This window comes from Staphylococcus sp. OJ82 (assembly GCF_000294465.1).
Lineage (GTDB): Bacteria > Bacillota > Bacilli > Staphylococcales > Staphylococcaceae > Staphylococcus > Staphylococcus equorum.
On sequence record NZ_ALPU01000010.1, the window covers coordinates 238522 to 253903 of the forward strand.

Sequence of the window (15382 nt, forward strand, 5' to 3'; positions counted from 1 at the left end):
TATGTAACCCGTTACATGTTGCGCATTAAAATCTCGTACTTTCCCTTCGCTTCACTGTAATTGCTACTTGATCAACGTGATGCTCGCCTCCCTCCTCATATAAATTGAGTAGTTTCGATACAGCAAGCTCACCTATACGGTATGCCGATTGGTCTATTGTTGTAATTTGAGGAAATGTCATTTTTGCAAATGGTATGTCATCATAGCCAACAAGTTGTATCTCTTTCGGCACTTTAAATCCATGTTGTTGAATCACACCCAATATTTTAATCGCAATTAAATCATTACTACATATAATGCTATCGATATGATTTTGGCGTATTTGTTTAATAAATTGTGCTTCGTCATCTATTTGGTCTTCTTCACAACGGCAATATGACACATTATGTTGGTTGAGTACTGTTTCTACACCATTCACGCGTGATTGGAATGCAGATACGTTTAAATCAGAATGTACGATTAATACGTGCTGTGCCTGTCCTTCAATGATTAATTGAGCTTGGAGTTGACCACCTTCAAAATGATTTGTTGAAATCCCTTTATTGCCATCATGAATACGATCAACAAATACAAATGGAATACCATATGAATGAAGTGTATTTTCAATTACATTTTCATTTAGTGCTGTTGAAATCATACCCGTACAATTGTGTGCTACAAATGTAGAAAGATAATTTTTCGCTTTATCAATATCGTTGTCGCTATTACCTATCAATACTTGGTAACCGTGTGCTAAAGCGACATCTTCTACTCCACGAGCAATAAGTGTGAAAAACGGATTACTAATATCTGGAAGCAATAATCCTATCATTTTAGATTTTCGCTTATATAGCGTACGTGCCGCTTCATTCGGTTGATAATTCAGCTCGCTAATCGCACTTTCAATTTGTGCTCTTGTTTGTGCTTTTACGTAACCATTATTATTGATTGCTCTAGAGACAGTTGCTACTGAGCATCCTGCCAATTGAGCTACTTCTTTTATAGTTGCCAATGCAATCACCTCAATTTGTGTAACCGCTTTCATATTACCACACCTTTTTATAATTTAATAGAACAATCATATGTTCTATTTATTAGATTAATTTTCTGTAGAGATATTTGCAGTTTTTTTAAATAAAAAACGGTATTCTTTTAACTTTAGAATACCGCTCTTACATATCAATGCCTTTATCAAATTATATGTAATGTCGTTCAATACTAAGACTATTGATCTAGTCTATTAAATAACAAAATTACCACATTGTACTTTTTAACGATTACCGGTTACTTGATCAATACTTTCTATCCCTTTAATTTCACCATTTTGACCTACATAAACTTTTACCGAAAATTTATTATTAGGATTATCATCATAAATCATTGTATTTTTTTCGTAGTTTATTGTTCTTGTACCATGTACTTGTCTAAATTGTTGTACATTCACGTCTTCCGGTATGATAAAGAAGCGGCTCACTTTATGATTAGTGTAGTAGACCCCGATGTTACCGTATTTAACAACTTTCACACCGGCTATATCAATTGTTTGCTCACTTTTACCAAATTCAGCTTCTATTTTATCTTTGTGCATGCCCTTTGATACTTTATAATAACCATGTCTTGTATCACTATTCATGAAATCTGTGCTAAATTGCTGCGCTAACACATCTATTTTCGGCGTATGACCGTTACTTTTTTCTTTATTGTGCTCGTTACTCTGAGAAACTTGTTTTGTCCCTTTATAATCAGAATTAAGGGATTGGTATAAAAACGTGCCAGCAACAATTAATGCAATGACTAATAAGGCTAAGATAATACTAATTATGATTTTCTTCATTTTAATACGCCCCAATATTTTTAATTTATTTTATATCTTACTACAAATGATGAACTGATTGAATCTATTTTTAATATTAAATAATTATAATGCAATCTTATTTTTAGCAAGCATTCCACTCTTAGCGAGTAGTAATAATACAATTAAATTTTAAAAAGAAATTATGTAGATAAAATGTCATTTTTTATTTGAATAAGCTTACTTTCTATCATTGAAAGCGTTTTCTGATGATGATATATTATGATTATACCTTAACAAAGGGGTAACGAGAAATTCATATATAGTTAGAGTCAAATGATATTTAGAACAGTTCTACCAGTTAGTTTATTTAAAGTAGTTAATAACTTCTCCAGATATTAACTATAGAAACCATTAAACACTTTTAAACTCCTTAAAAAAGCAACCAACACATAAAACGTGTGTTGGTTGCTTTTATATTTATTCCTTCTTATTTATGTTTTCTAATTACACGCATCACTTTTAACATACTAAGCCATAATGAATGATGTTTTCTATAAACTAAAAATCTCGGTTCCCAAATAGGATTAAATTTCTCTTTGTATCTTCTGAGACCTTGAAATCTATACAAACCATTAAAATGTTCAAACACTCTACCTGCGATTCTCTCTCCATAAAATGAGAACGGCACTTGCCCTACATTAGATAATGTAGCCATACCCATGTTAAAGTGCTCATAATTATGCGCCTTTGCCCATAACAACATATTCAAATATAAGCCATCCATTAAAGGTAACTTACTATCTGGCTTCCAACGAATTAAATCTACAGAAAGTGTTGCTTTGTAATACGTAGGCATAAAGGTACAAAATGCGATGATAGCTTCATTTTTATCTTTAATGACCGCTATAGGTGCTTGCGATAAATAATGCTCATTAAAGCTACCTACAGAAAAATGCATTTCATTTCTTTCTGCTAGCCAATCGTCACTAATGTTTTTCAACTCCGCAAGTAATTCGGGTGAAAACGATGGTTCTAACACTTCAAAAGTTAGATTAAAATCATCAAACTTATTTAATGTTGCACGTAAGCCACGTTTCTTTTTACCTGATGTAGTAAATGTAGTTAAATCTATAACCGCTTCTTCACCTAACTTGAAAAATTGATTGCCAAAATCATGGTAAAGTGACATATATTTATCACTTACTTGATAAAAAATCACATCGTATCCTAAGTATTGCGCTTCACGGTAAAACGTCTCTAATAATTCATGAAATGATTCTGGATTGCCTACTGGGTCACCTAATACAATATATGCACTGTATTTATAACGATACATAATAAAGGCATCTTCTTTTTCATTGATAAAATAATACTTGTCTCCACTGTATATTAAATGACTTAAATAGTTACCGCCATATTGCGCTATGATTGCTTCGCACATTGCAATATTATTACTTCTATTCTTTACTCTATAACGATACTCAAACCACCAGACGATTACACACACAATAATAGCAACGAGTAAAATCGTAAACCAGAAATAATACCTTAATATTGAACTATCCATTTCCAAATGATAAATATCTAATGTATAGAATGTACCATCTATAACAATATGATTAGTATACAATATAAGTGAACCGACAGCGACACTTAACCATAACCTTGTATATCTAAATGGTCTTTTAATTGTATTCGAGCGTCTATAAAATACCAATAGTAGGACAAACATAACTGCAAGCCAACTCAGTAGTATAAAAGAAGCATAAGTATAGGCTGTAACAATAAATATTAAACTAATCGAAATCATTGAAAATAAAATAGCACGTTTAGATAGATGATATACACCTATTATATTTAATAATAAAAGTAAACATGCCGATGTATGCACTGATACGATAATGTAATAAATATAATGATTAGGATCATATAAACCATCATATATAATCGTCATGTTATTTAAAAAAGATATTAAGCTTGTATACATCAGTAATACCGCAATTGCAAACGACGGTACTCTTACAATAATATCTTTTTGATACGATGCTACAAGTGATGTCATATCTTTCACTGGTAACATAAGCTTTGAATCTTCCCAATAGCGTTTTGCAGTACTCTTGAATTCAAATGTAGAAAGAATCAATGCGATTAACACTGGGAATAAATAATAAGCAAAACGATAGAGTAATAATGCTAAAACAATTTCTTCTTCCGGTACATTTAAGCTTTTCAAACCTAATAAGACGACTAAATCAAATGTTCCAAATCCACCAGGGATAAAACTAATCAAACCTGATAATGACGCAATAATAAAAATACCAATAAATGTCATAAATGATATGTGGATGCCTACAATGACTAAAGCCATATATAATACAAATGAAGCTATCATCCATTCAACACCAGAAACAACTGTGCAATAAACACCAAGTAATTTATGTGATTGTTTAACTGGTTTTATATAAGTTATTATAATAAATATTGGTAAAAATAGCGCCACAATATACAATAACCAACGAATCCACGGAAAAGGACTGAATATATGCGTCACGTCAAATACTTGAATCACTACAAGGATAGACAGTAAACTAAGTCCTGTTAACATTGATATTAAAACAATAGAGATTGTATGCACTAACGCCTTTTTATCATCAGTTGCATTCTTGTACAATAAGAAACGTACACTTGCACCAATAAAACCTCCAAATCCTACGACAGCATTAAGTGCATTTACAATATAACCAATACGAATCGTTTTCAATAAAGAGAGTTTCAACTTTAACGTTTTTACTAAGAGGACGTCATAAAGCGATAATACAATAATAGATAAACCACCACTTAAGAATAAAGCCACTAACCATACTCTATTAATATCCCCAAATGATTTTACTGTTTCTTTAAGATTAATATGTGAGAGTTCTTTATATAATGTGAAAACAACAAAAATAAATAATGTAACTGCAAATACTATTTTTAATATAGAAAATAATTTAATTCTTAATTCCTTAGACATATTTTCACTTCTCTTTTCAGTGTTTCTATTGTGTCATAAAAAATATAGCACAACACTAAAATATAATAAATAAATTTTTAATGACATCTATATAACATAATTGTTAGGTGGCTTTCATTTAAATCATTTATACGAAACACACTAGACTAAAATAATACTAAAACTTGTTTTCGTATAAAAAAAGAGCGGGAATAAGAAATCAAAAACTGATTTCCTATCACCGCTCTATAAGACTGACCCGAAAAAGTAATACAAGGACTGAAACAACTTCATTTAGATATCCGATAGCTACTGTGCAATCTAATTGAAGATACGTTAATATTAACGAATTTCTTCTTCTGATGAAGTTTGATACTCACCTGCATCTTGACCATAATATTTATTATATCTACGTTTATACATAGAATATAAGTGTGAAATAAGCACTTTCAAAATAGCGTAAGCTGGTATACCTAAAATAACACCAACTACACCGAGTAAGTTACCCGCACTTAACAAGATGAAAATAATTGTTAGTGGATGTATTTTCAGTGTTTTACCCATTACATTCGGTGAAATAAAGTGCCCTTCAATAAATTGTACAGCCGTCCAGACGACAATTAATTTCAATAACATAATTGGCGAAGTAATTAATGCAATGATAATTGCAGGTGAAATAGCAATCGTAGGACCAATATAAGGTACTACACTCGTTACAGCTGCAATAGATGCTAAGATTAAACTATAATCTAATCCGATAATACTATAACCAATAAATAATAGAATTCCAATACAGAACGAAACAACAATTTGTCCTTGGATATAAGAACCTACTTGAACACTCATTTTGTCTAATAAATCATGAAAATCTTTTCTGAATTTTGGTGGCATTAATTTTGTAGAAAAATCTTTAAAACGATAACCATCTTTTAACATAAAGAATAATACAAATGGTGTTGTTGCAATTACTACACCAACATTGACTAATGCTTCAGCAAAATTCTTAACTTTAGATCCAAAACCATTAAAATAATCAGAAACCATACTTGGTAATTTTTTGGCTAAAGTATCAAGTTGATCTTGAATCTGCGTATAGAAATTAGATATCACAGAAAATTTAGTAAGACTATCAATAAATTGATTCACTTTATCGACATAGTATGGGAAATTATTACCAAAACTTTTGAATTGAGACCCAATCACTGGGATAAGTAGATTAATTGCCAATGATATTACACCAACGATGAGTAGGAATAAAATGATAACGCCCCAAACTCTTGGAATATTATATCGTTCCATTAAATTAACTACCGGGTTAAATAAATAATAGAGAATAATTGAAACAATGATAGGTGCTGCAAGCGTATTAAATACGATAATAAATGGTTTGAAAATGTAAGAAACTTGATCAAATATAAAAATTGAGAAACCTACTAATATTAAAATCAACAAACCAAAAAGTAAATCTTTACCGCCTAAAAACTTCATGAAGCGGGTTTCTGGAAAACTCAGTTTCAATTTATCTTTTCCACTCTTTTTTTCTTGCTTTATATTTTCTTCATTCGACATATACTCACCATACCTTAATTTGATTCTAAATTATAATTTCACATTAAAATGATACAAAATGTAGTACAAAACTACGAACGTAAAATATGTTAATGTGTTGTCGATTTATTTGCTAATATTAATATTAACACATTCGTCATCTTCCAAACATATATTTTACCACATTATATATTGTAAGAATCTTTTCGAGAAATTATACACATAAATAAAAGACAACATTACTTTCATTATTTTTGTACTACTCCATCTTTTAATAAAAAAGAACAAACCAAACATGATGATTTGCTTGGTTTGCCTAGACGTTAATAGATTCTACAATAATGCGAAAGCACTAAATTATTAATTTAAAGTAGGTTCATTTTCACGAACTGGTTCTTCGGTAATAACTTTATTTTTATTAGTTTTCTTTTTGGGAATCGGAACGATATAATTGCCATAAGGTAATTTGCCAATTAAGTATACTAATAATACTGATAGTGCAACTGCTGCAATAAAGACGCTCACCAATTTACTTTGTGGTGCTATGTTCTCTACAATTGGTAATCTTTTCACAAACTGTATGGCAACATAATGGACTAAGTAAATCCCCATTGAATAGTTACCAATTACAGTTAACGTATTTAATACAACTTTATTTTTCTTAACATGCTCATACATGTAATTAAGAAAAACGATAAAGAAAGGAATATAAATGATGTTCGAAATTGTGATTGAACTATTGAGATTTTCTAAATCAATACTGATAAGTAAATCTATAAATAATATTGCAATAATTATAGAAAGCAGCGTCTTATACTTAAATATCAATTCTTTTATTTCATTATAATATTTAGCATATACAATACCTAGCATAAAGAATGAAATCCAATTCAAAATAAACAGTTTATCATTAACAAAGCGTTCGACACCTCCGCCACCCAATGAAATTGGCTGAATGATGATCCAAACAGCGTTGACAATGGTCGCTAAAATGAAAACCGATATGATTGGCCAACCTTTTTTAAATTTATGCACAAATGGAAAAAGAAAATAAAATTGAATGACAGTCAAAATAAAGTATAAATGAAAATTAGCTTTACCATAAACGAAATAGTTAATTAACTTACCGTCGTCCTCAAGGTTATGTAAAAAATATTCTCTATATAACAAATAAAAAATCGTCCAAATTATGTAAGGGATAAAGATTTTACTAAATCTAGATTTCATAAAGTAATTTAAACTAAATCCTCTATTAATAACTGATATAGTCAATAAAAAAGCACTAATAACAGCAAATATAGGCGTCCCTAATCTTGCCATTTGATTGATATATCCTAAAGCGTCAGAAGTAAATTCGCCTGTTGAAGCTGAATAACCAATACTATTGACTGTATGAATTGCTACAACTAACATAGCCGCTACTGCTCTTATAATAGGCACTTCATCATAATACTTCACGTAACTGTAGCCCCCTACTCATAATTAACCTGAAGACTAAGTCTATAATGTTCATCATAAGCTGTAAACCTTGTTGGCGCTGAAATTTTAAATCTTAATACATTATTATATGTTATTTAATATTGTCTAAACACTCTTTACAGTTCAACCTTTTTAAAAAGTAAAATTACTTTTTATCTAAATTATAAATTAAAATAACAAAATTCTTTAATTTAGTTTGTGAGTTTTAAAAATAACACCTAGTCATTTGAAATGACTAGGTGTTATTAGCAGTATTAACCGGGTCATATAATAAGTTTGATACATAAGTTTATATCATTGTTCGATTTCGTAATTAATTAAATTATGTTTGATCTGACGGCTTATCAACCATAAAATGATAAACATGTAATGTTAAATAAATGACCTCTGCCTCATATACAGTAACATTCAGTTCTTGTTGCAACATTTTCATTATTTTCAAGGCGATATTAAAACACAAAGGATACTGCGTTTTTAATAATTCTTCAAACGCACTTGTTTTTTGTAATACTTCTCCTTTATTTAATCTTCTGATTAAAAATTGAATGTGTCTAATAAACCGTTGATATTGAACTGTTTCTTTATCTATTGTATGTTTCAAATCATGCTCTAAAATAAAGATACTTTTATTAATTAATTCATTTATCGTTTCCATCTCACGTATGGACACTGTATCAGTATTAGAAGCAATATGTAATGCGATAAAACCAATCTCATCTTCTGGAAAATTCACTTCTAAAACATGGTTTAATCGTTCAATTACTTTTTCTGCTATTTCATATGCCTCACCATATAATTGCTTTGTTTCCATTACGAATGGATTATTAATTAATTGGTTTTGTTTCATACGCTTATAAGCAAAAATAATGTGATCTGTTAACGATACAACCAATTTTTGATTATCTATTTTCATTACCGAATTGGTAATAATATTTACTGCGTCGATCACGGCTTGTATCAAGTTATCATCAGCTAATTCAACCAATGTTTTATAATGATCTTGTTGTGATTTTTGATCTAATATATATAATTTTTCAATGGATTGGTTTTCATGTAATGTCATTCCAATCTTTTTATTAAAACCAATGCCTTTTGCAATTAATACATATTCTTGCATTTCATTAGTACAAATAATTACATTGTTATTTAAAACCTTTGTAATAAGGTAAGAACTCATGTCACTCATCCTTCTTATTATGTCAATAAGCATTATATAGTGAAAAATAGAAAAATGAAAGTAGTAAAGCGCTTTTCTATTAATTTTATAGTATTATTACATAAAAAAACTATGTATTTTCATTTTATAGAAAATACATAGTTACTCACTTTATATCATTATTTCTTTTTCATGCCCCAGCTTTCAATGCCAAATAAATTAATTTCTAATTCTTCTGGTTTAAAGATAGGTTTTTTGCCTGCTTTACGTTGACGTTGGTAATCATTCATAACTGCAAACGCAATATTAGATAATCCTATAATTGCCACTAAGTTGACGATCGCCATTAAGCCCATAAATACATCGGCTGTACCCCAAACGGTTTCCGTTTTAATTACTGCACCCACAAATACAAGTACAACAACTAAACATCTAAAAATAAATAATAATGTTTTGTTTTTTGATAAAAATTCAATATTCGATTGTCCATAGTAATAGTTTCCTACTACAGATGAAAAGGCAAATAATGATATTGCTACTGTTAAGAAAATACCACCAGCACTACCTAAATGTTCATTAAGTGCAGATTGTGTTACTGCAACGCCTTGAGCTGCATTTTCACCAAATTCTAATCCTGTATACAATAAAATCATAATCGCAGTTGCTGTACAAACAAGCATTGTATCAAAGAATACACCTAACGATTGAATTAAACCTTGTTTTACAGGGTGAGGAACCGCTGCTGTTGCGGCAGCATTAGGCGCAGAACCCATACCTGCTTCATTGGAGAACAAACCACGTTTAATACCTTGTAAAATTGCTGCACCAACTGCACCACCAGTCGCCTGTTCAAATCCAAAGGCGCTCGTAACAATCGTAGTAATCATCGGAATAATTTGATCATAATTGATAATCAGAATAACAAATACGAGACCAATATATATGACTGCCATAAATGGTACGATGACTGATGATATTTTAGCAATACTACGGACACCACCAAAAATAATAATACCTGTTAGTACTGCTAAAATAATACCGGTTACAACAGGGCTTATGCTATATTGTGTTTTTAATGATTCAGCGATTGTATTAGATTGCACAGTATTAAACACAAATGCAAATGTCACTGTAATTAATATGGCAAATAAAATACCTAGCCATTTTTGATTTAAACCTTTAGTTATGTAATAAGCTGGTCCCCCACGGAAACCCCCATCTTCATCAGGCACTTTATATACCTGTGCTAAAGTAGCTTCTATAAAAGCACTTGCCGCACCAATCAAAGCGATAACCCACATCCAGAACACAGCGCCTGGTCCACCTAAAACAATTGCAGTAGCCACACCTGCGATATTACCAGTACCGACACGAGATCCCGCGCTTATTGCAAAAGCTTGGAATGGTGAGATACCTTTCTTACCACTATCTAGTGTTTCGGGTTTTTCGCCAATGGCACGAAACATTTCTGGAATCCATCTTAATTGAACAAATTTAGAACTAATAGTAAAGTATAAACCTGCTGTTATTAGTAGCCCAATTAGGTATTGCGACCAGATTAAATCATTCCCGACTTGAACAAAAGTTTTGAACCAATCTGGAATTAAACTATCAAAATTACTCAATTTAATCCCTCTCATCTATATAATTTGAATTTTATAGCAAAATCAAGAGATTTATAGTTATTTCATGTACATATTAATAATCAAAATGCATATGTGCACATGAAAGTGAGCGAAAGTTTAACAGTGTTAAGCTAAAAGCCTTGCACTATCATGTCTTGCTCCACTATAAATCTCTTGGTTTTATTTTTTATTGCACCTAAAAGGTATTTTATCACTATATAGTTGTATTTACTAACAGTTTTTTCAATTTATATTATTTAACAACTAAACTTTCTACTTCGCCAAAGTCATTAATATCTACTATAAAACTACCGTTCGTATATTGTTCTGATAAATGAATATCTTTAATATCGCCAGTTTCTTGTTGTTTATTTGAATAGATTGTATATTGCTTTTGTCCTGGTTGGACAACTTCGGCAGCTACAATACGATGTGGTGCTTTCTTAAGTTCCTTCAACAATGTAAGTCCACGTTGTGCACGTTTTGCTGTTTGCAATACTTTAAATCCTATACGTTTTAATGAACCTCTTTGCGTAGCCATTAGAATTGAATCCTTTTCAGAAATCAATTGTGTAAGCACTGCATAATCTTCATCTTTTAAGTTAATAGATTTAACGCCAGCTGCTCTTAAACCAGTATCAGAAAGTTCATCACTACTATATGTTAATGACATACCTTTATGTGTAAGTACTGTAATCAGTTGTGGCTCTTCTATGCGCATGACATTAATAATTTCATCATCCGTTTTTAACTTCATTGATACTAATGGTTTATTAAAGCGTGAAGTTTTGAACATAGAAACATTACTTTTCTTAATCATGCCATCACGTGTAGCAAGAACATAAAATGCTTCAGGTTTAAAGTCACGTTCACAAAAGACATCTATAACATGTTCACCTTCATCAATAGGTACGATTTGCGATACGTGTTGACCTAAATCTTTCCATTTGATCTCTGATAATTTATGCACTGGAATATACAAGTAACGTCCTTTATTAGTAAATACAAGTGCTGTATCTAAAGTATTAACTTCTTGATATTTCAACAACTCGTCGCCTTCTTTGACACCAACTTCTTCAGCGCCACTTGCGTTAAAACTACGTAAAGAAGTACGTTTGATATAACCATGTTTTGTGACACTCATGATTACAGTTTCACTTGGTATCATAACTTCTTTGTCAATTTTGATTTCTGTAATTTCCGCTTCAATTGAAGACAAACGTTTTTGTTTATAGCGATTTCTTATTTCAGTTAACTCTTCTTTAATAACATTTAATAAGGCATCATGATTATCTAAGATATTTCTTAAAGCTTCGATAGTCTTTTTCAATTCATCATGTTCATTTTGAAGTTCAACAATATCTGTATTTGTAAGTCGATACAATTGCAACGTCACAATTGCTTCAGCCTGAGCATCACTAAAATCATATTCCGCTACTAAATTATTTTTAGCATCTTTTTTGTTTTTAGAACTTCTAATGAGTTTTATGACCTCATCCAAAATAGAGAGTGCCTTCATTAAACCTTCTACAATATGCATTCTACTTTCAGCATGGTTTAATTCATAGCGCGTACGTTTCGTCACAACATCAATTTGGTGATTGATATAGCTGTCAATAAATTGACGTATACCCATAAGTATAGGACGTCCATCACTAATCGCAACCATATTAAAGTTATATGCAACTTGTAAATCAGTATTTTTGTATAAGAAGTTCGCCACCGCTTCACTATTTACGTCTTTCTTCAATTCAATTGCTATACGTAAACCAGTTCGGTCTGTTTCATCACGTACTTCAACAATACCGTCTACTTTTTTATCTGCACGTAACTCATCCATTTTTTTAACTAGTGAACTTTTATTCACTTCATATGGTACTTCGGTAACGATAAGCTCTTTTCTGCCATTTCTTAGTTCTTCTAATTCTACTTTAGAACGGACAATAATTTTACCTTTACCTGTTTCATAAGCTTTCTTGATACCGTCAATACCTTGGATAATACCACCAGTAGGAAAATCTGGTCCTTTAATATATTTCATCAACTGGCTCACTGTAATATCAGGATTGTCAATATATTTAAGCGTTGCTTGTATTACTTCTGCCAAGTTATGCGGTGGTATATCTGTTGCATAACCTGCAGATATACCGGTACTACCATTAATCAATAAATGAGGTAACCTTGCTGGTAATACCATAGGCTCCATTGTCGTGTCATCATAGTTCGGCATAAATGGCACTGTTTCTTTATTAATATCTCTTAATAATTCCTCTGACATACGACTTAATTTAGCTTCCGTATAACGCATAGCTGCAGCCGGATCATTATCAATACTACCATTGTTCCCTTGCATTTCGATTAATACATGGCGTAATTTCCATTCTTGACTCAGTCGAACCATTGCGTCGTATACAGAGGAATCACCATGTGGATGATATTGTCCAATGACATCACCGACAGTTTTAGCACTTTTACGGAAATTTCTATCATACGTATTTCCACTTGAATACATTGCATATAAAATACGTCTTTGAACAGGTTTGAGCCCATCACGAACGTCTGGCAATGCACGCTCTTGAATGATGTATTTACTGTACCTACCGAATCGATCGCCAATAACATCTTCTAGCGATAAATCTTGAATTATTTCACTCAATTTATTTCCTCCTCATCGGGGTTTTCCTGTTCTAGAATTTGAATTTCATTATTATCCAAAATACTTTGTTCTTGTTGTAAGCCAAATTCAACATTTTTTTCAATCCATTCACGTCGTGGTGCTACTTTATCACCCATTAACGTTGTAACACGTTTAGAAGAACGCAATTCATCTTCAATTTGTACTCTAATTAATGTTCGCGTTTCAGGATTCATTGTTGTTTCCCACAATTGATCAGCGTTCATTTCACCCAGACCTTTATAACGTTGTAATGTAAAGCCTTTACCTAATTTATCTTGTAATTGCTCTAATTCTTCGTCAGTCCAAGCATACTCAATTTTTCTCGAAGCACCTTTACCTTTTTCTAATTTGTATAAAGGAGGTAGCGCAATAAATACTCTTCCAGCTTCTACTAAAGGTTTCATATACTTAAAGAAGAATGTTAATAACAATACTTGGATATGTGCGCCATCGGTATCAGCATCTGTCATGATAATGATTCTATTATAATTGCTATCTTCAATCTTAAATTCATTACCGACACCTGCACCAATTGTATGGATAATTGTGTTGATTTCTTCATTTTTGAATATATCATCAAGTTTAGCTTTCTCTGTGTTTATTACTTTACCTCTTAGCGGTAATATAGCTTGATACTTACGATCTCTTCCTAATTTAGCAGAACCGCCTGCTGAGTCACCCTCTACTAGGTATATTTCTTTCTTCTCAGTATTTTTACTTTGTGCAGGTGTTAACTTCCCTGAAAGCAATGTATCTTTACGTTTGTTTTTCTTGCCTGAGCGTGCATCTTCTCTTGCTTTACGTGCTGCTTCTCTCGCTTGTTGAGCTTTCAGTGCTTTTTTCACTAGAGATTTAGATAATTGCCCTTTTTCTTCTAAATAATACGGCAATTTGTCAGACACAACAGAATCAACTGCACTTCTAGCTTCTGGAGTACCCAATTTAGACTTGGTTTGGCCCTCGAATTGAAGTAATTCTTCCGGAATACGTAATGATATAATTGCTGTAAGTCCTTCTCTTATATCATTACCATCTAGATTCTTGTCTTTCTCTTTTAATTCGTTAATACGTCGTGCATAGTCATTAAACACACGAGTCATAGCTGATTTAAAACCAACTTCATGCGTGCCGCCATCTTTAGTACGTACATTATTAACGAAACTCAAGATACCTTCTGAATATTGATCGTTGTATTGAAATGCTACTTCTACTTCAATTTTATTCGCTTCACCTGAAAAATTAGCGACTTCGTGTAATACTTCTTTGCCTTCGTTAACATAACTCACAAATTCTTTGATGCCATCTTCATAGTGGTAAACATCTTCACGTTCTTTACCAGTTCTTAAATCTCTAAGCGTGATTTTTAGGCTTTTAAGTAAAAAAGCCGACTCTTGCAATCTTTCACTTAACATATCGTAATTAAATGAAGTTGCTGCTTTGAAAATTTCAGGATCCGGTTTAAACGTTACTTTCGTACCTGTTCTTTTTGTTTTACCATGTTTTTCAAGTCCTGATGATGGTTTACCACCATTTTTAAAACTTTGGGTATATATCGTACCATCTCTATAGATTTCAACCTCTAACCATTCACTTAGCGCATTGACAACTGATGCACCTACGCCGTGTAAACCACCTGAAGTCTTATATCCCCCTTGTCCAAACTTACCGCCTGCGTGAAGTACCGTGAAAATGACTTGAACTGTAGGCTTCCCTGATGTGTGGATACCTGTGGGCATGCCTCGTCCATTATCTTCTATAGTAATACTTTCATCTTTATTGATAGTTACTATAATTTCACTACCAAAACCGTTTAATACTTCATCGACGGAATTATCGACAACTTCATACACTAGATGATGTAATCCACGTTTATCGGTAGAACCAATATACATACCAGGTCTTTTTCTTACGGCCTCTAACCCCTCAAGAACCTGAATGGAATCATCCGAATAGTTATTTTGTTTATTCATTGCCAATCGTTTCGCCCTCCTACAAACATACGTTCGTTTTTAAAACTATACATTAGTTATTCTTATATAAATCTGGATAAATTGCAAGCACCAAATCAATTTTCAAAAAATAATTCATTTCTATATGAAAATTTTTATTCGTCTTATTATGGTCTTATATG

General features: G+C 31.7%; 9 protein-coding genes. All 9 read right to left on the reverse strand.

The window, feature by feature from the left end; genetic code table 11:
- Nucleotides 1-25: 25 nt before the first annotated feature.
- The 9 genes from SOJ_RS08595 to parE all read right to left on the reverse strand — a co-directional run bounded on the left by SOJ_RS08595 (nt 26) and on the right by parE (nt 15221).
- On the reverse strand, nt 26-1024 hold the full coding sequence (locus SOJ_RS08595) for a LacI family DNA-binding transcriptional regulator (RefSeq protein ID WP_002507682.1): 999 nt from the start codon (nt 1022-1024) through the stop codon (nt 26-28).
- 225 nt (nt 1025-1249) lie between these two features.
- Complete coding sequence (locus SOJ_RS08600) at nt 1250-1813, reverse strand: hypothetical protein (RefSeq protein WP_002507683.1); 564 nt, start codon at nt 1811-1813, stop codon at nt 1250-1252.
- Between the two features lie 448 nt (nt 1814-2261).
- Nucleotides 2262-4787 carry a bifunctional lysylphosphatidylglycerol flippase/synthetase MprF gene (gene mprF / locus SOJ_RS08605; protein WP_002507684.1) on the reverse strand — a complete coding sequence of 842 codons (2526 nt, stop codon included), beginning with the start codon at nt 4785-4787 and terminating at the stop codon, nt 2262-2264.
- 321 nt (nt 4788-5108) lie between these two features.
- Nucleotides 5109-6335 carry an AI-2E family transporter gene (locus tag SOJ_RS08610; RefSeq protein ID WP_002507685.1) on the reverse strand — a complete coding sequence of 409 codons (1227 nt, stop codon included), beginning with the start codon at nt 6333-6335 and terminating at the stop codon, nt 5109-5111.
- A 339-nt stretch (nt 6336-6674) separates the two neighbouring features.
- Nucleotides 6675-7772, reverse strand: coding sequence for an acyltransferase family protein (locus SOJ_RS08615; protein WP_002507686.1), 1098 nt, complete (start codon nt 7770-7772; stop codon nt 6675-6677).
- Nucleotides 7773-8115: 343 nt separating this feature from the next.
- Nucleotides 8116-8970 (reverse strand): glucose PTS transporter transcription antiterminator GlcT, encoded by an 855-nt coding sequence (glcT, locus tag SOJ_RS08620; RefSeq protein ID WP_002507687.1) that lies wholly within the window; start codon nt 8968-8970, stop codon nt 8116-8118.
- Nucleotides 8971-9128: 158 nt separating this feature from the next.
- Nucleotides 9129-10574 (reverse strand): alanine/glycine:cation symporter family protein, encoded by a 1446-nt coding sequence (locus SOJ_RS08625; RefSeq protein WP_002507688.1) that lies wholly within the window; start codon nt 10572-10574, stop codon nt 9129-9131.
- 253 nt (nt 10575-10827) lie between these two features.
- Nucleotides 10828-13230, reverse strand: a complete 2403-nt coding sequence (gene parC, locus SOJ_RS08630) for a DNA topoisomerase IV subunit A (protein WP_002507689.1) — start codon at nt 13228-13230, stop codon at nt 10828-10830.
- Entirely contained in the window at nt 13227-15221 is a 1995-nt protein-coding gene (parE, locus tag SOJ_RS08635; RefSeq protein ID WP_103170024.1) for a DNA topoisomerase IV subunit B, read from the reverse strand. The genes parC and parE overlap by 4 nt, the downstream gene beginning before the upstream one ends.
- Nucleotides 15222-15382 lie beyond the last annotated feature (161 nt).

Excerpts from the sequence above, each read along its gene's own strand:
- glcT (WP_002507687.1), bottom strand. The coding sequence starts at position 8,970 with ATGAGTTCTTACCTTATTACAAAGGTTTTAAATAACAATGTAATTATT.
- mprF (WP_002507684.1), bottom strand. The coding sequence starts at position 4,787 with ATGTCTAAGGAATTAAGAATTAAATTATTTTCTATATTAAAAATAGTA.
- SOJ_RS08600 (WP_002507683.1), bottom strand. The coding sequence starts at position 1,813 with ATGAAGAAAATCATAATTAGTATTATCTTAGCCTTATTAGTCATTGCA.
- SOJ_RS08595 (WP_002507682.1), bottom strand. The coding sequence starts at position 1,024 with ATGAAAGCGGTTACACAAATTGAGGTGATTGCATTGGCAACTATAAAA.
- SOJ_RS08610 (WP_002507685.1), bottom strand. The coding sequence starts at position 6,335 with ATGTCGAATGAAGAAAATATAAAGCAAGAAAAAAAGAGTGGAAAAGAT.
- parE (WP_103170024.1), bottom strand. The coding sequence starts at position 15,221 with ATGAATAAACAAAATAACTATTCGGATGATTCCATTCAGGTTCTTGAG.